16 protein-coding genes are annotated in these 19,890 nt (G+C 72.1%); 9 read left to right on the top strand and 7 right to left on the bottom strand.

What is annotated here, in order from left to right; genetic code table 11:
• The first annotated feature begins 57 nt into the window (after window positions 1-57).
• Window positions 58-2,313 carry an MMPL family transporter gene (locus Mam01_RS22015; protein WP_204287116.1) on the top strand — a complete coding sequence of 752 codons (2,256 nt, stop codon included), beginning with the start codon at window positions 58-60 and terminating at the stop codon, window positions 2,311-2,313.
• A 35-nt stretch (window positions 2,314-2,348) separates the two neighbouring features.
• Here Mam01_RS22015 and Mam01_RS22010 read toward each other — a convergent pair whose 3' ends face one another.
• The 4 genes from Mam01_RS22010 to Mam01_RS21995 all read right to left on the bottom strand — a co-directional run bounded on the left by Mam01_RS22010 (window position 2,349) and on the right by Mam01_RS21995 (window position 8,252).
• A complete protein-coding gene (locus tag Mam01_RS22010) occupies window positions 2,349-3,722 on the bottom strand; it encodes a cellulose binding domain-containing protein (protein ID WP_239101510.1) in 1,374 nt (457 codons plus the stop codon).
• A 315-nt stretch (window positions 3,723-4,037) separates the two neighbouring features.
• A complete protein-coding gene (locus Mam01_RS22005; protein ID WP_204287115.1) occupies window positions 4,038-6,044 on the bottom strand; it encodes a serine/threonine-protein kinase in 2,007 nt (668 codons plus the stop codon).
• A 125-nt stretch (window positions 6,045-6,169) separates the two neighbouring features.
• Complete coding sequence (locus Mam01_RS22000; RefSeq protein WP_204287114.1) at window positions 6,170-7,117, bottom strand: SIS domain-containing protein; 948 nt, start codon at window positions 7,115-7,117, stop codon at window positions 6,170-6,172.
• 46 nt (window positions 7,118-7,163) lie between these two features.
• Window positions 7,164-8,252, bottom strand: coding sequence for a hypothetical protein (locus Mam01_RS21995; protein WP_204287113.1), 1,089 nt, complete (start codon window positions 8,250-8,252; stop codon window positions 7,164-7,166).
• Between the two features lie 124 nt (window positions 8,253-8,376).
• Here Mam01_RS21995 and Mam01_RS21990 point away from each other — a divergent pair, with 124 nt between their 5' ends.
• The 4 genes from Mam01_RS21990 to Mam01_RS21975 are packed head-to-tail and all read left to right on the top strand — an operon-like array spanning window position 8,377 to window position 12,149.
• Complete coding sequence (locus tag Mam01_RS21990; protein WP_204287112.1) at window positions 8,377-9,468, top strand: polyamine ABC transporter substrate-binding protein; 1,092 nt, start codon at window positions 8,377-8,379, stop codon at window positions 9,466-9,468.
• Window positions 9,465-10,331: an ABC transporter permease gene (locus tag Mam01_RS21985; protein WP_239101509.1), complete on the top strand. Its 867-nt coding sequence runs from the start codon at window positions 9,465-9,467 to the stop codon at window positions 10,329-10,331. Before Mam01_RS21990 ends, Mam01_RS21985 begins: the two co-directional genes overlap by 4 nt.
• A complete protein-coding gene (locus Mam01_RS21980) occupies window positions 10,324-11,097 on the top strand; it encodes an ABC transporter permease (protein WP_204287111.1) in 774 nt (257 codons plus the stop codon). Before Mam01_RS21985 ends, Mam01_RS21980 begins: the two co-directional genes overlap by 8 nt.
• Window positions 11,094-12,149, top strand: coding sequence for an ABC transporter ATP-binding protein (locus Mam01_RS21975; RefSeq protein ID WP_204287110.1), 1,056 nt, complete (start codon window positions 11,094-11,096; stop codon window positions 12,147-12,149). Before Mam01_RS21980 ends, Mam01_RS21975 begins: the two co-directional genes overlap by 4 nt.
• A gap of 5 nt (window positions 12,150-12,154) precedes the next feature.
• On the opposite strand, the gene Mam01_RS21970 is transcribed toward Mam01_RS21975, so the two are convergent.
• A complete protein-coding gene (locus Mam01_RS21970; RefSeq protein WP_204287109.1) occupies window positions 12,155-12,772 on the bottom strand; it encodes a TetR/AcrR family transcriptional regulator in 618 nt (205 codons plus the stop codon).
• Between the two features lie 117 nt (window positions 12,773-12,889).
• On the opposite strand from Mam01_RS21970, the gene Mam01_RS21965 reads away from it, so the two are divergent.
• Genes Mam01_RS21965 through Mam01_RS21955 form a run of 3 tightly spaced genes read left to right on the top strand, consistent with a single transcriptional unit; the run spans window position 12,890 to window position 16,974 of the window.
• The gene (locus Mam01_RS21965; protein ID WP_204287108.1) at window positions 12,890-14,179 is read left to right on the top strand and encodes a glycosyltransferase; all 1,290 of its coding nucleotides are present in this window, start codon (window positions 12,890-12,892) and stop codon (window positions 14,177-14,179) included.
• Window positions 14,176-15,567: an NAD(P)/FAD-dependent oxidoreductase gene (locus Mam01_RS21960; protein WP_204287107.1), complete on the top strand. Its 1,392-nt coding sequence runs from the start codon at window positions 14,176-14,178 to the stop codon at window positions 15,565-15,567. The genes Mam01_RS21965 and Mam01_RS21960 overlap by 4 nt, the downstream gene beginning before the upstream one ends.
• A 9-nt stretch (window positions 15,568-15,576) precedes the next feature.
• Entirely contained in the window at window positions 15,577-16,974 is a 1,398-nt protein-coding gene (locus Mam01_RS21955; protein ID WP_204287106.1) for an aldehyde dehydrogenase family protein, read from the top strand.
• Window positions 16,975-16,991: 17 nt separating this feature from the next.
• On the opposite strand, the gene Mam01_RS21950 is transcribed toward Mam01_RS21955, so the two are convergent.
• The gene (locus Mam01_RS21950) at window positions 16,992-17,672 is read right to left on the bottom strand and encodes a DNA alkylation repair protein (RefSeq protein ID WP_150936755.1); all 681 of its coding nucleotides are present in this window, start codon (window positions 17,670-17,672) and stop codon (window positions 16,992-16,994) included.
• Window positions 17,669-18,373: a TetR/AcrR family transcriptional regulator gene (locus Mam01_RS21945; RefSeq protein ID WP_204287105.1), complete on the bottom strand. Its 705-nt coding sequence runs from the start codon at window positions 18,371-18,373 to the stop codon at window positions 17,669-17,671. Before Mam01_RS21945 ends, Mam01_RS21950 begins: the two co-directional genes overlap by 4 nt.
• Before the next feature lie 87 nt (window positions 18,374-18,460).
• Between Mam01_RS21945 and Mam01_RS21940 the strand changes: the two genes are divergently transcribed.
• Window positions 18,461-19,837 carry an alkaline phosphatase D family protein gene (locus tag Mam01_RS21940; RefSeq protein ID WP_239101508.1) on the top strand — a complete coding sequence of 459 codons (1,377 nt, stop codon included), beginning with the start codon at window positions 18,461-18,463 and terminating at the stop codon, window positions 19,835-19,837.
• The last annotated feature ends 53 nt before the right edge of the window (window positions 19,838-19,890 follow it).

The following is a 19,890-nucleotide window of genomic DNA, read 5'->3' as shown; positions in this document are numbered from 1 at the left end:
TGTACGGCCGTACGGTACGGCCGTCATGACGTGCTACCCGGGGACGGACGGTCGACGATGAGCGGGCTTCTTGGGCGGCTCGGCGAATGGTGCGCTCGGCACGGCCTGCTCGTGCTCGCGCTGTGGGTCCTCGCGGCGGGGCTGCTGACCGCGGGCACGGTGGTGTGGGGCCGGCCGGTCAACAACAACGTGGCGATCCCCGGCACCGACGCGCAGCGGGCGCACGAGCTCATGCGCGAGGGCTTCGGCCCCGGGTTCGACCCGGGCGGGACCGTGCAGCTCGTCCTCTACACCCCGAAGGGCACGCTGAACGAGAAGGCCCGCAAGAAGGCCGTCGAGCGGTCGATGGACGCCCTGCGGCGGACCCCGCACGTCGCCCAGGTGGAGACGCCGTACCGGGTGGGCGGCATGTCGCCGAGCCTGCGCATCGGGATCATCACCGTGCGCCTGCGGGGGCAGGACACCACGAAGATCGCGCAGACCTCCGAGCAGCTCGCCGCCGCCGCCGCTCCGGCGGCCCGCGCGGGCATCGAGGTCGTCCCCTCCGACAGCTCCACCCCCGCCGACAAGCAGATCAAGACCGGCGTCAGCGAGGTCATCGGGGTCGTCGTCGCGCTGCTGGTGCTGCTGTTCGCCTTCGGCACGCTCGTCGCCGCGATCGTGCCGATCTTCACCGCGATCGTCAGCATCGGCGTCGGGCTCGGCATCATCGGGCTGCTCGGCCACATCGTGGACGTGCCCTCGACGGCGTCCATCCTGGCCACGATGATCGGCCTCGGCGTCGGCATCGACTACGCGCTGTTCCTGCTGTCCCGGCACCGGGCGCTGCTGGCGCGGGGAGTCGCGGTGCACGAGGCGGTCCGGCGCACGGCCGCCTCGTCGGGCGGCGCCGTGCTGTTCGCGGGCGGCACGGTCGTCATCGCCCTGAGCGCGCTGATGCTCGCCGGGTTCCCGCTGCTGGCCACGCTCGGCTGGATCACCGGCGTCTCGGTCGTGTGCGCCGTGCTCACCTCGATCACGCTGGTCCCGGCGCTGCTCGGCATCCTCGGTCAGCGGATCAACGCGCTGCGGCTGCCGTTCTTCGGGCGCGCCGCCCGCCGGGACGGCCCGGCGACGGGCTGGACCAGGCTCGGGCTGTGGGTGGCGAGCCGCCCCTGGCGGGTGCTCGCCGTCACCGTCGTCGTGCTCGCGGCGCTCGCCGCCCCGGCCGTCACGATGCGGCTGGGCCCCCTCGACGACGGGTACGGCGACAAGGGCACGTCGGCCCGGCGGGCGTACGAGCTGATCGAGGCAGGCTTCGGCACGGGGGCCAACGCCGGGCTCATCGCGGTCGCCGAGACGGACGAGAGGATCGCGGACTCCACGCCGCCCGACCCGCTCGTCCAGGTGCTGCGGCAGCGGATCGAGCACATCGAGGGCGTCGCGTTCGTCGCCGAGCCGATGGTCAACGACGACGGCCGCTCGGTGCTGTTCCAGGTCGTCCCCGACTACGCGCCGAGCGACCCGCGGGCCCTCGACGTGGTGAAGCGGGTGCGGGCCGTCCAGGTGCCGGGGGCGCGCCTGCACGTCGGCGGCGAGGTGGCCGGCATGGCCGACGCGGGCGACCGGATGATGAGCAGGACCCCCCTGGTCGTCGGCGTCGTCGTGCTGCTGAGCGCCCTGCTCCTGCTGCTGGCCTTCCGCGCGCCCCTGGTCGCCGTCAAGGCCGCGGTGATGAACCTCGTCTCGCTGGGGGCCGCCTTCGGCGCGCTCGCCGTGGTGTTCTCCCAGGGCCTCGGAAGCCGTGTGGTCGGCATGGACCCGCCGGTCTCGGCCGACGGGTCCTATCTCGCCACGCTGTTCTTCTCCGTGCCCATCGACACGTACGTGCCGCTCATGCTGTTCGCGGTGCTGTTCGGGCTGTCGATGGACTACGAGGTCTTCCTGCTGACCTCCGTACGGCAGGCCTACACGCGCAGCGGGGACAACCGCGCCGCGGTGGCCGAGGGGCTCGGGTCGACCGGCCGGGTCATCACCTCCGCGGCACTGATCATGGTGGCGGTGTTCACCGCGTTCATCGCCTATCCCGATCCCCTCGTCAAGGTGTTCGGGGTCGGGCTCGCCGTGGCCATCGCGGTCGACGCCACCCTGATCCGGGGCTTCCTCGTGCCCGCCACGATGGTGCTGCTCGGCCGGCTCAACTGGTGGATCCCGCGCTGGCTCGACCGCCTGCTGCCGAACCTGTCGGTCGAGGGCCACGAGGAGGACGCTCCACCCGCCGAGCGGACGGAGCCCCTCCTCGTGGACGCCGGCCGTCACGCCCGGCGTCCCTGACCCCCTCGCCGGTTCCCGGCGAGGGGGCGCGGGCGTCAGAAGTTCTTGCTGCGCACCGTCCACTGGGCCTTCGCCGCCAGGCCCGAGGAGCCGAGGATGTACGAGCGGGCCGTGGCGTTGCCGTTGAGGGTCATGTCCAGGAACTGGACCACGGCGGTCATGCCGTCGGTCATCTGCGCGCCGAAGATGAACCCGGTGTGCCCGGCCTGCGCCTGCTCGGCCAGCACGGCCGGCACCCTGACCAGGTCGTAGTTGGCCCGGGTGTTGTCGTAGGCGATGTCGGAGGGCCCGCCGTCCAGGAACATCACCGGTGTGTGCAGCTTGGACAGCTCCGAGCGCGAGTAACCGAACGAGCCGTCGGCGAACAACCCGCTGTCGAGCGACACGACGCTGTCGACCCGCTGGTCCTGCCCGGCGATCAGCGCCTCCAGCCCGCCGCAGGAGTGCCCGGCGGTGGCCACCCTGGAGAGGTCGAGCCGCTGGTAGAGCGGCGACCCGCTCCGGGCGTTCTCCCGCTCGGCCCAGCCGATCGCGTCGGTCAGCAGCGACGGGATCGGCGACCCGCTGTTCACCCCGTTCGGCGAGCCGTCGACCGACGCCGTGTCCACCACGACGAACCCGCGGGCCGCGATGAACGTCAGCGCCTGGACGACCTCGCTCCCGTTCGTGTGCGCGCAGGCCCCGTTGCCGAAGACCAGCACGGGCATCGCGCGCCCGACGGCCGAGGGGTTCGACGGGCGGAACACGGTGTAGCGGTTGGTGCCGTACGCCCCCTCACGCGTGACCGCGAAGTTGTTGTTGATCATCGGGCGGTCCGGCGGTGTGGCACTCGGCGTGGGGCTGGGGCTGGGGCTGGGACTGGGGCTGGGACTGGGACTGGGACTCGGGCTCTGCGGCGGCGTCGGGCTCGGGCTCTGCGAGGGGGACTGGCTGGGAGTCTGGCTGGGCGTGGCAGTAGGCGTGGCACTGGGGGAGGCGACGCCGCCGGTGCAGGTCACGCCGTTCAGGGCGAAGCTCGCCGGCTTCGGGTTCGAGCCGCTGAAGCTTCCGTTGAACCCGAAGGCGACGCTGCCGCCGGTGGGGATGGCGCCGTTGTAGGAGGCGTTGGTGACCGTGACCTGGGAGCCCGACTGGGTGTGGGTGCCGTTCCACAGCTGGGTGATGGTCTGCCCGGCGGGGAACGACCAGGTCAGCCGCCAGCCGTTGACGGGGTCGCCCAGGTTCTGGATGCCGACGCTCGCGCCGAAGCCGCCCGGCCATTCGCTGGTCACCGTGTAGGTGACCTGGCATCCGACCGCGGCCGCCGACGCGACGTGGGCGCCGGCCACCCCGGCGCCGGCTGTCAGCAGCGCGGCGACGGCGGCGGCCGTCAGGCTCGACCGCCGGCGAAAAGAGCTGTCATGTCGCACAGGCTTTTCCCATTCTCCCGAGTTGTGACGCTTCTCCGCTGCTGCGCGTACGCGCTGGTGGGGGCCACCGCTCCGGGAGGCGCCGCGGATGCCTTATGTGAGCGTTAACATCTCGGATCGCCGACATCCCGCGAAGGATGGCCTGGTGCGCTGAGCGCGAGCCAACCCGGGCGGACCCGGACGCGTCAACGCGGCGGAGTCTCCGCCTTGCTTACGCCGTGCTCACGCCGCGCCTGCCGCACCGCGCTGACCTGGCGCTTCGCGGCAGTCGGCGGCGCGGCCGACCGGAACGGCGAGCGGCACTCGGTGAATATTTCACCGGTCCAGGCGAAAACCAGCCGACCGTGTGGGGTCCGCCGGCGCCGCGCTTCCGGGCGGCACGGGACTCCGCGTCACACCCTGCGACTCACCCTGCGGCGCGTCCTGTGACGCACTCTGCGGCGCGCTTTGAGGCGCGCTCTGTGGTGTGTCCGGAGTGCGCGGCCTGTCGGGACTCTGCGGCGCTTCGGGAGTCTGCTGCGGTTCGGGTGTCCTGGGCGAATCGGGTGTCCTGGGGGGATCGGGAGTCTTCGGCGGGGCGGGAGTCGGCGCTTTCGGAGTCCTGGGCACGCCGGGGGTTCCGGCCGGTTCGGGGCTCTCGCGCGGGCCGGGGCTGTTGCCGGGGACTGGCGGAGACGCGTCCGGCTTGGGGCACCGGGGGCCGGTGACGGTCCTGGTCTGCACGCGTGTGCGGTCGCCCTCCTGCGCGGCCGGGACCGTGGACACCTCGACCCTGCGGTGCACGGTCGTCCCGCACGCGGGGGAGGGGAAGGGCTGCTGGAAACCCATCCGGTAGGAGGTCGCGCCCCGCAGCGCGATCGTCTGCGGCGGAGCGGCGACGAGCGCGGCGGGCGACGGCCCGGAGGCGAACCGCGCGGTGAGCAGCACCCGCCCGGTCGTGCTCGCCCGCACCTCGACCGTCACCGCCTGGCCGTCGAACGACGTGATGCCGAGGCCGGTCACCCGCGGCGGGGCGGGGCTGGACGACGGCCCATGGCTCGGAGACCTCGTCGCGCCCATGTGGGAGGGGACAGGTCCCCCGCCCGCGCCGGTGACGCCGCCGGTGTCGCCGTCCGTGCCGCCTGCGGCCGCGCCGCCGGCGTCCTCGGTGGCGGAGCCTCCGGTGGTGGGATCCGCGGTGGTGGGGTCCCCGGTGGTGGAGTCGGCGGTGGTGGAGCCCGCTGGGACCGGTCCGGCCGTGTCCGGAGGCGGCACGGCGGGACGGCTGTGCGGCGGCGGCGTGAGCAGGGTGCCCTGCGCGACCGGCATCTGCCGGTTGGCGGCGACCACCCCCGCGGTCACCAGGGCCGCCAGCACGACCGCGCCGAGGGCGAAGCGCGGGGCGAAGCGGGTGAGCCGTTCGGCGAGCACGGTCCGGGCGAGCGACGTGGACACCTCGACCGGCACCGCCGGAGTGGCCAGGGGGAACGTCAGCGCGAGCAGGGTGGCCAGTTCCGCCAGGTGACGGCGGCCCCGCTGCTCCCAGTCGGGGCCGTAGGCCGAGGTCGCCGCGGTCTCCAGGTCGGCGACGAAGGCCCGGGCGGTCGGCGGCCGGTCGGCCGGGTTCTTGGCCATGCCCCGCGCGACCAGGGTCCGCACCGGGGCCGGCACGTCCCCGGCCGGGACGGGCGCGCTGCGGTGCAGCATGCGCAGCACCGCCATGTCCTGCGCGCGGTATGGCCGGCGCCCGGTCAGGCACTCGTAGAACACGCAGGTGGCGGCGTAGACGTCGGTGGCCGGCCCTGCGGGCCCGCCGTACCACTGCTCGGGCGCCATGTACGGCGGTGTGCCGGCCGGGGCCTCCGGCGTCCCGCTCGGCGTCGCGATGCCGAAGTCCGACAGCTTGCTCGCGCCGTCGGCCTGGACCAGCACGTTCTCCGGCTTGTAGTCCCGGTGGACGATGCCCGCGGCGTGCGCGGCCGACAGGCCCGCCAGCGAGCCCTTCAGCACGACCAGTGCGGCCTCGGGACTGGTCGAGCCGTGCTCGGCGAGGATCTTGCGCAGGGAGACGCCGTCGACGAGTTCCATGACGATCGCCGCGCCGTCACGCGCCTCGACGTACTCGTACAGGCGCACGACGTTGGGGTCGTTCAGCTCCACCATGACCCGGGCCTCGTGCCGGAACCCGGCCAGGAAGCGCGGATCGCGGCGCAGTTCCTCGCGCAGATACTTGATCGCGACGTAGGCGCCGGTGGTCGTGTAGGTCGCCAGCACGACCCGCCCGGCGCCGCCCGCGCCGAGCTCCCGCACCTCCCGGTAGCCCGGTACCGACCAGGCCCTCATGACGCCCCCTTGAATCCGCCCTGACTCAAGGTCTCACCCGAAAGGGCGGTTGTCACCGGAGCAAAAACGTCACCTCCCGGATGTAATCCGGGGGATCGGGCGCGCTGTCGTCCGTACGGTGACCCTCAGGCCGTCCCGCGCCAGAGCGCCGCGGCGACGAGTTCGGGCACCAGCGTCTCGGTGAGGAGGGTCACGTCCGGGTCGTCGTCGTGCCGGTAGCGCACCGCCGCCGCCTGGCCCTCGGCCTCGCCGCCGACCGTGAGCACCCGCGATCCACGCTGTCTGATCCACTCCATCGCCTGGTCGTCGTACCGAGAGCCGGGGAACAGGACGGCCCGGTAGTCGCAGGTCTTGGTGAGGTAGACGTCCACGTGCGCCCAGTCGCCCGTCTCGCACGCGTCGGCCTGGCGGCGCGGGCCCTCGCGGAACATCAGCGCCGACTGCTCGGCCGACGACAGCCGCTCGGCGGGGGCGATCGTGTAGACGCCGTGCGGCCCGTCGAGCAGCGCCACGGCGTCCGCGAGCCACTCCGGCCGCCGTTCCAGGAGGTCGGCGGTGGCCTCCGCGGCCCGCCGTACGAGGCCCGCCACGGCCACGGAGCCCTCGGCGAGCGTGAGCAGGAGGGCGAGCGTGTGCTGGAAGGTCCGGCAGGCGACGCCGCCCCGCTCCTCGCCCGCGAGCATCGGCACGACCAGGTCGGCGCCCTCGGTCACCGGGGAGCCGGGCCGGTTGGTCAGCGCCACGACGAACGACCTGCCCGCGTGCCGGGCCAGGGCGTCGAGGGTCTCCCGGCTGCCGCCCGAGGCCGAGACGACGACGGCGGCCGTCCGTGGGCCGGGCGGGGTGCCGCGCGCGGCGGAGGCGTACTCGGCGACCGCGTCCACCCCGGCCGCCCGCAGCCGCCCGGCCGCCACCCCCGCCGCATAGCGGGAGCTGCCCATGCCGAGGAAGACCATCCGGTCGAACCGTCGTGCCAGCCCCTCGAACGGGTCACCGGCGTCCAGCTGCCGGGCCAGCGCCTCCAGCGCGGCCGGCTTGGCCTCCAGGTCTTCCCCGAACAGCGTCGAGTTCACCGTCTGTCTCCACCCTCTCTTCGCGGGAGCCGCGCACGCGGACCGCTCATCCGAACCAGGACCGCAGCACGCCCATCGGGGCGTACCGCCAGCGGGGCAGGTGCCGGGCGGCGTAGATGAGCTCCCGGCACTCCTGCTCCACCTCGAACGGCCGTAGCAGCGTCGGGTCGAGCAGGCCGGACCGTCCGGCCTCCGTCAGCGTCCGCGTGTAGGCCGTCCGAAGTCTCCGCCGCGCGGAGACGGCCCAGGCGGCCGTCGCGGCGGGGCCGGCGGACCTGCGCCTGACCGCCACCTGCGCCGCGTGGTCCACGCTCGTGGTGAGCTGCGCGAGGTCGCGGGCGGCCGGCTGGTAGGGATCGGCGCCCGCCACGGTCGGGTTGCCGTCGAAGTCGACCACCGCGTAGCCGTCCCGCCACCGCAGGATCTGCCCGACGTGCAGGTCGCCGTGGACGCGGATCAGCGGCGTGGCGGCCGGCGACGCGAGGGGCTCCAGTTCGCGCCGCAGAGTCTCGGCCCGCCCCGCCAGCCAGACGCCGTCCTCGCCGTCCGTCAGCGCCAGCGCCTCGCGCAGCGCCTCCTCCGCCCGCTCGCGCCAGGCACCGGAGCCCGGTGGCGACAGCCGTACGGGGTCGGGGAAGACCCCGGACGGGGCGGCCATCGCGAGGTGCAGTTCGGCGGCCAGGGAGCCGATGTCGGCGGCGAAGTCCGTGCGGCCCGCCTCCGCCTCGTCGACGCACCACTCCCAGCCGTCCCGCGCCTCCGGCAGGTACGCGGTCACCAGGGCGACCAGCGCGTCCTCCCAGTAGACCGCGGCGTACGGCGTGGCCGTACGGGCGAAACCCGCCAGATGGGCGAGCAGGCCGGGCGCCGGGTGCGGGGCCCGCGAGGGCCGGGGGAACCACTTGACCACCACGGTCTCGCCCGCGATCACGGAGTGGTTGGTCTGGTCCACCGTGATCGGCCGCTCTCCGGGCGGCACCGGCGGCAGCGGCCGCAGCGCACGCACCGAGAAGGGCGGCGGAGCGGTTCCACCGGCCAGATCGCGCAGGACGCACCCGGTGACCCCGTCGCCGATCTCCAGCGCGAGGGCGCCGTCCGGCTCCTCGGTGACCCGAGGCCAACGAGAGCCTTCCACTCGATCTCCTGAATGTGGATTCAACAAGCCGACAAAAAGCGAAGGTAGACGTGATGGCCAAAGTCTTGTCTAGGTTGAGCCGTCCTGCAACACTGGCCGCCATCCTCACGCAAGGGAGTCCCCCATGACACGTCGCGTGCCCGTCGTCGTGGCCTCTGCCTGTCTTGCATCCGCGCTGACCGCCTGCGGCGGCGGCGCGGTGACCGACTCCGCGCCCGCGGCGCTCGACGCCGGCGCGGACCTGTCCAGGCAGAGCCTGACGATCTCGATCTGGGAGGGTTACAGCCCGAAGGATCTGCCACAGCGGGTGAAGGCCACGCTCGGCTTCGACACCAAGGTCGCCATCCACGACACGAACGAGACGATCGTGGCCAAGCTGACCGCCGGCGGCGACAGCGGCATCGACGTGGCGTTCGTGTCCGGTCAGTACGCGCAGGCGCTCAACGCGCAGGGCCTGCTGGAGCCCATCCACCGCGAGCTGGTCCCGAACCTGAAGAACCTCTACCCCGAGGCGTCGCAGCTCGCCTACGACAAGGGCAACGCCTACTCCGTCCCGTACACCTGGGGCACCACGGGGCTGTGCTACCGCAGCGACCTGGTGAAGACTCCGCCGACGAGCTGGAACGACCTGCTCAACCCGGCCCCCGAGCTCAAGAAGAAGATCACGATGATGACCACCGAGCGGTGGCTGGCGCTGCCCGCCCTCAAGCTGCTCGGCGCCTCGGTCAACACCACCGACCAGGCCACGCTCGACAAGGCCAAGGCGATGCTGCTGAAGGTCAAGCCCGACCTGCTGGCCTACGACGACACCACGTTCGGCGACCGGCTCAAGTCCGGCGAGGCCGTGCTGGTCGAGGCGTGGGACGGCTGGTGCCCGACGGCGGAGAAGAACATCGAGTTCGTGGTGCCGAAGGAGGGCAGCGACCTCTGGGCGGACACGATGGTGATCCTCAAGAGTTCCAAGAACAAGGAGGCGGCGCACGCCTTCGTCAACTACATCCTCGACCCCGAGAACCACGGCTGGGTGCCCGCGAACATCCTCTACCGGATCCCCAACAAGGCGGCCATGGACAAGGTCGACCCGGCACTGCTCAAGAGCTACCCGGCGCTGGCGGAGCCGCCGTCCGAGCTGCTCAAGGGGGAGAGCCTGGTCGACCTGGGCGAGGCGTCCACCGCGTACACGCGCCTGTCCACCGAGGTCTCGGCGGCGCAATGACGGTTCGACAGCCCGCCCGCGTCCTCGGGAAGGCGGCCGGCCGCCTCGCGACGATGGGGCCCGGGTTCGGCTTCCTGACCGTCTTCCTGCTGGTCCCGCTGGCGCTGGTGCTGAGCTACACCGTGTTCCGCCGGGGCCGGTTCGGGGGAGTGGTCTACGAGCCGACCGGGGAGAACTTCACCCGCCTCGCCGACCCGCTCTACCTCGACGTGGTGGTCGGGTCGGTGAAGCTCGCGGCGATCACGACGCTGCTCGCCCTGCTGCTCGGGTATCCGACGGCGTACCTGATCGCGAGGCTGCCCGCCCGGTGGAAGGTCGTCGCCCTGGTGGCGGTCGTGCTGCCGTTCTGGACGAACTTCCTCATCCGCACGTACGCCTGGATCGTGCTGCTCAACTCCGAGGGGCCGGTGAACTCCGGGCTGAAGGCGCTCGGCCTGCGGCCGGTGGAGCTGCTCTACACGGACGGCGCCATCGTCGCCGGGCTGCTCTACGCCTATCTCCCGCTGATGATCCTCCCGCTGTACTCCGCCGTGGAGCGGCTGGACCCGCAACTGCGGGAGGCCTCGGCGAACCTCGGCGCGCGGCCGGCCAGGACGTTCTGGTCGGTGACGCTCCCGCTGTCGCTGCCCGGCGTGCTGACCGGATGCGTGTTCGTGTTCGTGCCGAGCCTGGGCAACTTCGTCATTCCTGAGCTGCTCGGCGGCGGACGCCGGATCATGGTCGGCAACCTCATCCGCGACCAGTTCCTCAAGGCCCGCGACTGGCCGTTCGGGTCGGTGCTCGCGCTGGCCGTGATCGCCGTGCTCGTGCTGCTCCTGTTCGCCCAGGCGTGGGCCGCGCGGAGGGCGGGACGCGGTGCGTAGACACGGCTGGCTCCGGCTGCCCTTCTGGCTGACCTATCTGTTCCTGTACGCGCCGATCGTCGTGCTCGTCGTGATGTCGTTCAACCGGAACAGGTCGCCCTACTCGTGGGGTGGCTTCTCCCTCGACTGGTACGGCACGCTGGCGGGCAACGCGTCGATCCGCACCGGGCTGGTCAACACGCTGATCGTCGCTCTCGGCTCGACGGCGCTGTCCACGGTGCTCGGCACGCTGCTCGCGGTCGGGCTGGCCCGCCACACCCGCTCGCGGCTGCTCGACGCGCTCTCGACGCTGCCCGCGATCCTGCCCGACCTCGTCATCGCGATCGGGCTGCTGGCGTTCTACTCCGCGGTCAAGCTGACGCTCGGGCTGCACTCCGTGCTGATCGCGCACACCGTCTTCGGCATGGCCTTCGTCGCGGCCGTCGTCCGGGCCAGGCTCGGTGGCATGGACACGTCGCTGGAGGAGGCGTCCCGGGACCTCGGCGCGACCCCGCTGACCACGTTCGTCAAGGTCACCCTGCCCACGCTCGCCCCGGGCATCGTCGCGGGCGCGCTGCTCGCCTTCACGCTCTCACTGGACGAGTTCGTGATCGCGTTCTTCACCGCGGCTCCGTCCGAGCCGACCCTGCCGATCGTCATCTACTCCATGGTGCGGTTCGGCGTGACCCCCGAGATCAACGCGCTGGCGACGCTGCTGCTCGCGGTGAGCTTCACCGTCGTGATCGTCGCGCAGCGCCTGACCAGGCTGACCGAGGCCCTGAAATGACCCTCATCTCCATCAACGGTGTGAGCCGCCGGTTCGGCGAGGTGACCGCGCTCGACTCGGTCGTCCTCGAGATCCGGCAGGGCGAGTTCTTCGCCCTGCTGGGGCCGTCCGGCTGCGGCAAGACCACTCTGCTGCGGATCCTCGCCGGGTTCGAACAGCCCGACGCCGGTGCGGTGCTCCTCGACGGGGCCGATCTGCTCGCGACTCCCGCGCACCGCCGCCCGGTCAACCTCATGTTCCAGTCGTACGCCCTCTTTCCGCACATGAGCGTGGAGAAGAACGTGGCGTACGGCCTGGAGCGGGAGCGGCTGCCCCGGGCGGAGATCCGGGAGCGGGTCGGCGCGGTCCTGGAGACCGTGGGTCTGGCCGCGCAGGCTCGCCGCAGGCCGCACGAGCTGTCGGGCGGGCAGCGCCAGCGGGTCGCCCTGGCCAGGGCCGTCGTCAAGCGTCCCCGGCTGCTGCTGCTCGACGAGCCGCTGAGCGCCCTGGACAAGAAGGTCCGCTCGGAGATGCAGCTCGAACTCAAGCGGCTGCAGCACGAGGTCGGCATCACGTTCGTCGTGGTCACCCACGACCAGGAGGAGGCCATGTCGCTCGCCGACCGGATCGCGGTGATGAACGGCGGCCGGGTCGAGCAGGTGGACGCCCCCGCGGACCTCTACGAACGGCCGCGCACGACGTTCGTGGCCGGCTTCATCGGGGCCAACAACCTGTTCACCGGCAGGCTGACCGGCAAGGGTCTGGACGTGGACGGGCTGGGTGTGCTCCCCGCGCCCGCGGGGCCCGTGGAGGGCGGGACGGCGATGCTCGCCGTACGGCCGGAGCGGATCCGCCTCGGCCCGGTCACGGCCGACCAGGGGGTGCTGCGGGGCAGGGTCGTCGACGTCAGCTTCTACGGCGGTGTCTCCCATGTGGCGCTGAGTGTGGCCGGTCGTGACCGCAACGTGCTCGCGGCCACGCAGGGGCGGGCCAGGGTGGAGGCCGGAGCCGAGGTCGCCGTCTCGTGGGACGCCGACGACGGCGCGCTCGTCCCCGTGGCCTTGTCAGGATGACGGGGTCAGCGGCGATCGGTGGGCCTGAGCGGATTGCCGGTGGCCAGACGGGCGTAGTCGAGGATCAGCTCGACGGCCCTGTCCGGGTCGATCGAGTGGTGCCGGGCGATGATCCGGTAGCCGTACGCGTCCTCCAGGGCGACGAGGTTGCGGGCGATGGTTTCGGAGTCCTGCGTCAGCGTGAAGAAACCGTGGGCGGCGCCCGTCTCCAGGATCGTCTGGTACATCGACACCTGCCGGTCGAACAGCGTGGTCAGGAGCGTCGCGTAGACGCGGTTGCGGCCGGCGGCGCCGCCGAGCTCGCACAGCAGACGCACGCCCGCGTCGTCCGGGCCGTCGGGCAGGCCGGAGCGGATCGTGATGATCAGCTTTTCGGCCGGGTCGGAGACACCGCTGATCTTCCTCATCCGCCGCTCGTAGAAGCGCTCCATGCCGGCGTGATGGGCCTCGATCAGCAGCTCGCGCAGGTCGGGGTAGTGATAGAGCACCGCGCCGGAGGTGAGCCCCGCCTCCTCGGCGATCTGGTTGAGGTGGACCCCCTCGGCGCCGTGCTGGATCATCGCCCTGTGTGCCGCGTCGATGAGGTCGAGACGCCGATCCGCCTTGCTCTTGCGCTGTGTCATCCCGCCCCTGCCATTGCACCCCGGTTCAATCCGGCCACACGATACCGCGCCAGGTCTTGACGGGTGTAGAGCCTCCGTATTTGAATCTCGCTTCAACTAGCCGCAGAGGAGCCTCGAATGACGGCCACGCCCCTGACGATCCTGTTCATGCCGGAGAGCGCCTACGGGCCGACGAACAACTGCATCGGGATCGGCGACGTCCTGCGCCGCCGCGGCCACCGCGTGGTGTTCGCCGCCGAGGCGTCGTGGAAGGGCAAGCTGGAGGCGCTGGGCTTCGAGGAGGACCTCGTCGACCTGGCGCCGCCGGCGCCCGAGGACCAGGACGCGACGGAGCAGGACCCGGGCCAGTTCTGGAAGGACTTCATCCGCGACACGGCGCCCGAGTACCGCAAGAGCACGGCCGAGCAGCTGGAGACCGTGACCAAGCCGATCTGGGACGCGCTCATCGACGGCGCCAAGTACTGCGAGCCGCAGCTCAAGGCCATCATCGAGCGGGTCCGGCCGGACGTGATCGTCGAGGACAACGTGGTGGCCTTCCCCGCCCTGGTGACGGCGGGCGTGCCCTTCGTACGGATCGTGTCGTGCAACCCCCTGGAGGTGAAGGGCCCGGGCGTGGCTCCGCCGTTCTCGGGCCTGCCCGCAGACGGGACGGGCTGGGCGGATTTCCGGGCCGAGTACGACCGGACCCACCGCGAGGTGTGGGAGTCGTTCAAGGAGTGGGTGGTCGCGCAGGGCGCTCCGCCACTGCCGGACCTGGAGTTCATCCACGAGGGCGACGCGAACCTCTACGTCTACCCCGAGATCGTGGACTACGTGGCGGACCGGCCGCTGGGCGGGTCGTGGACCCGGCTGGACTCGTCGGTGCGGGAGACCGACGACGACTTCACGCTCCCGGACATCCCGGGCGAGGGCTCGCTGATCTACTTCTCGCTGGGGTCGCTCGGCTCGGCCGACGTCGAGCTGATGCGCCGCGTGATCTCCGTGCTGGCCCGCACGCCGCACCGGTACATCGTCTCCAAGGGCCCGCTGCACGAGGAGATCGAGCTGGCTCCCAACATGTGGGGAGCCGAGTTCGTCCCGCAGACGAAGATCATTCCACTGGTCGACCTGGTGATCACGCATGGCGGCAACAACACGACGACCGAGGCGTTCCACTTCGGCAGGCCTATGATCGTGATGCCGCTGTTCTGGGACCAGTACGACAACGCCCAGCGGGTGCACGAGACGGGGTACGGCGTCCGCCTGGACACCTACCGCTTCACGGACGACGAACTGATCGGGGCCGTAGAGCGACTGCTCGGCGACCAGGACCTGCGCGACCGGCTCACGTCGGCCGGTGAGGAGATCCGCCGCCGGGACGGCCTGCGCGTGGCCGCGGACGTCATCGAGAACGTCGCGGCCAAGTGAGCAGGGACAGCCGTCTGGTCGAGGACGCCGCTCCCCGGGTCTTCTGGACCGACCGGCCCGGTGCGCCCGGCCCCTACGAGCCGCTGCACGGCCGTACGACGGCGGACCTGCTGGTCGTCGGCGGTGGCTTCACCGGCCTGTGGGCAGCGGTGCTGGCCAAGCAGGAGAACCCGGCCTGCGACGTCGTCCTCGTGGAGGCCCGCTCCGTCGCGTACGGCGCGAGCGGTCGCAACGGCGGGTTCGTCTCCGACTCCCTGACCCACGGCCTCGGCCATGGGATGCGGCTGTGGCCGTCGGAGAACGCGGCGCTGCTCGCGCTCGGACGGGCGAACCTCGCGGCCATCGCCCGCTTCGCCGGCGACCACGGCATCGACGCCGACCTCCGCCTGGTCGGCAAGACCACGGTCGCGGTCGCGCCCCACCAGGTGGAGGAGCTGAGGCGAGCCGAGAGACTGCACCGCGAGCACGGCGAGGACGCGGTGTTCCTCGGCCGTGACGAGATGCGCGCGGACGTCGGCTCGCCCACCTACCTCGCGGGACTGCGCCTGCGCGGCACGGGCGGCCTCCTCGACCCCGCCGGCCTCGCGTGGGGCCTGGCCCGCGTCGCGGCCGGGCTCGGCGTGCGCGTCCACGAGGGCACCGAGGTCACCGCGCTGGCCCGGATGCGAACCGGCGTGGAGGCCAGGACCGGAGGCCGGGGGGTGGTGAACGCCGGGCAGGTGCTGCTGGCCACCAACGCCTTTCCCTCGCCTCTGCGCAGGCTGGGCCTGTTCATGCTGCCCGTCTGGGACTATGTGCTCGTCACCGAGCCGCTGTCGCCCGCGCAGCGGGCGTCGATCCGCTGGCCCGAGGGCCAGGGCCTGACCGACGCGGGCAACCAGTTCCACTACTACCGGCTCACGCGGGACGATCGCATCCTGTGGGGCGGGTACGACGCTGTCTACAACTTCGGCGGCGGGGGATCGGAGCAGCGCGACGCCTCGCACGAGCGGCTCGCGCGGCACTTCTTCGCGACGTTCCCGCAGTTGCGCGGCCTGCGCTTCACGCACAGGTGGGGCGGCATGGTCGACTCGACCAGCCGGTTCACCCCGTTCTTCGGCACCGCCATGGGCGGGCGGCTGGCCTACGCCCTCGGATACACCGGCCTCGGGGTCGGCGCGTCCAGGTTCGGCGCGCTGGTCGGCCTCGACCTGCTGGCCGGGCGGTCCACCGCGCGGACGAGGCTGAGTATGGTCCGCCATCACCCGGTGCCGTTTCCGCCGGAGCCGCTGCGCTGGCCGGTGGTGGAGCTCACCCGCCGCGAGCTCGCCCGCGCCGACGACAACGAGGGCCGCCGGGGCCCCTGGCTGCGGGTCCTCGACCGTTTCGGCATCGGCTTCGACAGCTGAGGAAGACTCATGACGACATTGATCAATCCCGCCGACGGCCAGACCATCGAGGACGTGCGCGACACCCCGCCCGACGGCGTGACGCGGGCCGTGCACGCGGCCCGGGAGGCCTTCGAGCAGTGGCGCGAGACGACGCCGGGGGAGCGGGCGCTGGTGCTGCTGCGGCTGGCGGACCTCGTCGAGCGAGACGCCGGGGAGCTGACCCGGCTGGAGGTCGAGGAGACCGGGAAGCCCGCCTCCGTGTTCCGGGACGGCGAGCTGCCGTTCGCCGTCGACAACCTCCGGTTCTTCGCCGGCGCGGCCAGGTCCCTCGACGGCACGGGCGCGGGCGTGTTCAGCGCCGGATACACGTCCGTGCTGATCAAACGGCCGATCGGGGTGGTGGGCGCGATCGCGCCGTGGAACTTCCCGTTCATCATGGCGGTCTGGAAGATCGGCCCGGCCGTCGCCGCGGGGAACGCCGTCGTGATCAAACCGGCGCCCAGGACGCCCCGCACCACGCTGCGGCTCGCCGAGCTGTTCGCCGAGGCCGGGGCCCCGGAAGGCCTCGTACGGGCGGTGACCGGCGGCGCGGACGTGGGGCGGGCCCTGGTGACCGACCCCGGCGTGGACATGGTCAGCGTCACCGGCTCCACCGCCACCGGCCGCGAGGTCATGCGCGGCGCGGTGGACGGCCTCAAGCGGGTCCATCTGGAGCTGGGCGGCAAGGCGCCCGCGCTGGTGTTCGGCGACGCCCCGCTGGAGGACATGGCGGCCGGGGTCGTCATGGGCGCCACCTACAACACCGGCCAGGACTGCACGGCCGCGACCAGGGTGTACGTCGAGAGGTCGCGGTACACCGAGGCGGTCGAGGCGCTGCGGGAGGCCGTCGCCCGTGTCCGGCCCGGTGACCCCTGGGCGGCCGACGCCGACATCGGCCCGCTGATCAGCGCCGAGCACCGCGAGCGGGTCCACGGTTTCGTGACCAGGGCGTCCGGCCGCGTCGTCCACGGGGGCGCGCCGATCGACGGCCCCGGCTTCCACTACGCGCCGACGCTGATCGCCGACGCCGACCCGGCGAGCGAGATCGTGCGGAGCGAGGTCTTCGGCCCGGTGCTGGTGGCGATGCCGTTCGACGGCGAGGACGAGGCGGTGCGGCTCGCCAACGCCACGCCGTACGGGCTGGCCTCGTCCGTGTGGTCCATGGACGTGGCCCGCGCGCTGCGTGTCTCCCACCGCCTGGACGTGGGCGTGACCTGGGTGAACGACCATCTGCCCATCGCCTCGGAGGCCCCGCACGGCGGAGTCAAGGGCAGCGGGTTCGGCAAGGACATGAGCCAGGAGGCCGTGCTGGAGTATTCGGTCACCCGGCACCTCATGATCAAGCATGCGGCCCCCGAGGCGCGCGACTCCTTCCGCCCGGCCTGAGCGGCCCGCCCGGCGAACTACGCCCCGGGGAGGTTCCGCAGCGCCTCGCGGCGGCTCAGCCCGCTGAGGCCCCGGTGCTTCACGTAGCGGAGCACCTCCTCCGGGTTGGTCCTCGCGTACTCGCGCAGCGCCCAGCCGATGGCCTTGCGGGCGAAGAAGTCGGTGTCCGACAGGCTCGGCTCGATGCACGCGTAGAGCAGGTGGACGTCGGTGCCGTCCTTGAAGGAGTTCTGGCACAGGATGGCGGCGCGCCGTTTCCACAGGTCGGCGTCGTGCGCCCACTCCAGCACCAGACGGCGCATGCTCTCGGGGTAGAGCCGCAGCAGCGTGCCGATCCGGTGGATGGCGATGTCGTCCACGAAGTCCCACCAGGCCCCGGTGACGATCATCTCCTCGTACATCGGGATCGTGTAGAGCGTCTGCCAGGACCGGTAGAACCGGTGCGCGGACAGCTCGATCGCGGCGTAGCGCTCCTCGCGGTACTCGGCGTCGCGCCACAGCGCCAGCACCGCCCGGCGCCACTCGGGCGCGCTGTCGAGCCGGTGCTCGGTGAAGAGCCTGCGCAGCAGGGCCCGCCGCGGCACGGCCGTGACCCCGAGGAACGGCATCTCCGACTTCATGTACGCCCGCATGGACTGGGCGCGCGCCGGGTCGGCGGCCTCCGTCAGCGCGAGGCGTACCGCCTTGTGCAGTGTCATGACGGCCGGCTCGCCCGCTCTCCGGTCGCGAGACCGTCGAACAGGAGCTTGACGAAGTGGTCGGCGAGGCTGTCGGTGTCGAGCCTGCCGCCGGGGCGGAACCAGCGCACGGTCACCCAGATGGTGTCGCGGATCATGCGGTAGGTCAGCTTGGGGTCGACGTCGGCGCGGAACTGGCCCGCGGCCTGGCCGGCCCTGATCTGCTCCACCCACATGCGCTCCACCTCGTCCTCGGCCCGCAGCAGGTAGTCGAACCGGTCGCCGGGCAGCGAACGGAGGTAGTTCCAGTCGTTCTGCATGACGGTGATGGCCGCCCGGTGCGGCTCCAGGGTGCCGAAGCCGATGCGGACCATCTCCGCCAGGACCGAGTGGGGGTCGCCGCCGCGTTCCAGCACGGCCCGGTAGCGGGTGATCAGATCGTCCAGGAAGGTGCGCAGCACCTCGTCGACGATCGTCTCCTTCGAGTCGAAGTGGTGGTAGAGGCTGCCGGAGAGGATGCCCGCCTCCAGCGCGATCTCCCGTACCGTGGTGGCCTGGAAGCCCTTGCGCGCGAACAACTCGGCGGCGAGCCTGACGAGGTGCTCGCGTCGTTCCGACGCCGGCCCGGCCACCCCGCGCCTCGCCCTGCCCGGACCGCTGGCCGGCACACTGACCGGCACGGCTGTGCCGCCGGACTCCTTACGCTGGTTCACGGCTCCCATTATGGCCGTCGAGCAAGGGCTTGTTCGCAACTCTCGCCTCGCGTGACCTCCCGGCATGACCGCCGCCCGTACGGCAGGATCGGACGCATGGCGAAATTGCAGTATCCGTTCACCTTGGGGGTGGCGTCGGGCGAGCCCTTATCCGACGGACTGATCCTCTGGACCCGGCTGGCTCCCGAGCCGCTGAATCCGACGCGGCCCGGCGGCATGCCGGACAAGGCGACGACCGTGCGGTGGGAGATCGCCGAGGACGAGGCGTTCCGGAAGGTCGTGCAGTCCGGCACCACGCCGGCGCAGCCCGACTGGGCGCACAGCGTGCACGTGCGGGTGGCCGGGCTGAAGCCCGGGGCCGACTACTTCTACCGGTTCTCCGCCGAGGGCCACGTGAGCCGGGTGGGCCGGACCAGGACCGCCCCCGCCGCCGGTTCGACCGCTCCCGTCCGCTTCTGCTTCGTCTCCTGCCAGCGCTACGAGCATGGTCACTTCACCGCGCTGCGCCATCTCGCCGCCGAACGGCCCGATCTGGTCCTCCACCTCGGCGACTACATCTACGAGTACGGCAAGCCGAAGAACCCCGGGCCCGGCCGCTGGGTGCGCCCGCTGGAGTCGACCGCCGAGTGCACCACGCTCGCGGGGTACCGCAACCGCTACGCCCGCTACAAGATGGACCCCGACCTGCAGGCCGCGCACGCCGCGGCGCCGTGGCTCGCGATCCCCGACGACCACGAGGTGCGGGACAACTGGGCGGGCGCGCTGCCGGGCGACGGAAGCGCCTCCGCCGCCTTCCTCAAGCGCCGGGCCGCCGCCTTCAAGGCGTACTACGAGCACCAGCCGCTCCGCGTGCGCCCGTCCGGCGCGAGCCTGCAGAACCACCGTTGGAGGCCGTACGGGCGGGTGGCCGACTTCCTGCTCGCCGACGCCCGGCAGTACCGCCAGGGCCGCGACATGCTCGGCCCTGAGCAGGAGAAGTGGCTGGTGGACCGGCTGCGCGGCTCGACGGCCCGGTGGAAGGTGCTGGCGCAGGCGGTGTTCTTCTCCCAGCGCAGGTTCCCGCTCGAACCCGTCAGCGCCGACGCCTGGGACGGCTTTCCCGACTCGCGCGCCCGCGTGCTCGCCGCCGCCCCGGACGGGCTGGTCGTGCTGAGCGGCGACGTGCACAGCGCGTACGCCTGCGACGTGCGCGCGGACTGGGCGGACCCGGCCTCCCGCGCGCTCGGCGCCGAGTTCGTCGGCCCCTCGGTGACGAGCATGCCGGGCATCACCGACGCGAGCAAGATCCTCGACATCAACCCCCACATCGCCTTCTTCGACAGCCGGCACGGATACGTGTCCTGCACGGCCGGCATGACCGAGTTCCGGGCCGACTACCGGGCGGTCGCCTTCGTGGACAAGCCCGGCGCCCCGCTGACCACGATCGCGGGCTTCGAGGTGAGGGAGAACCGGCTGCACCGCACCGATCTCTGATCCGCACTAGCAAATAGGAAAGTTTCCTATTAGATTGCGGGGCATGCCTGAGC

Origin of the sequence: Microbispora amethystogenes (assembly GCF_016863015.1) — a bacterium.
Classification (GTDB): domain Bacteria; phylum Actinomycetota; class Actinomycetes; order Streptosporangiales; family Streptosporangiaceae; genus Microbispora; species Microbispora amethystogenes.
The sequence above is the reverse complement of the archived record's forward strand: the minus strand, read 5'-3'. Positions and strand labels throughout refer to the sequence as shown.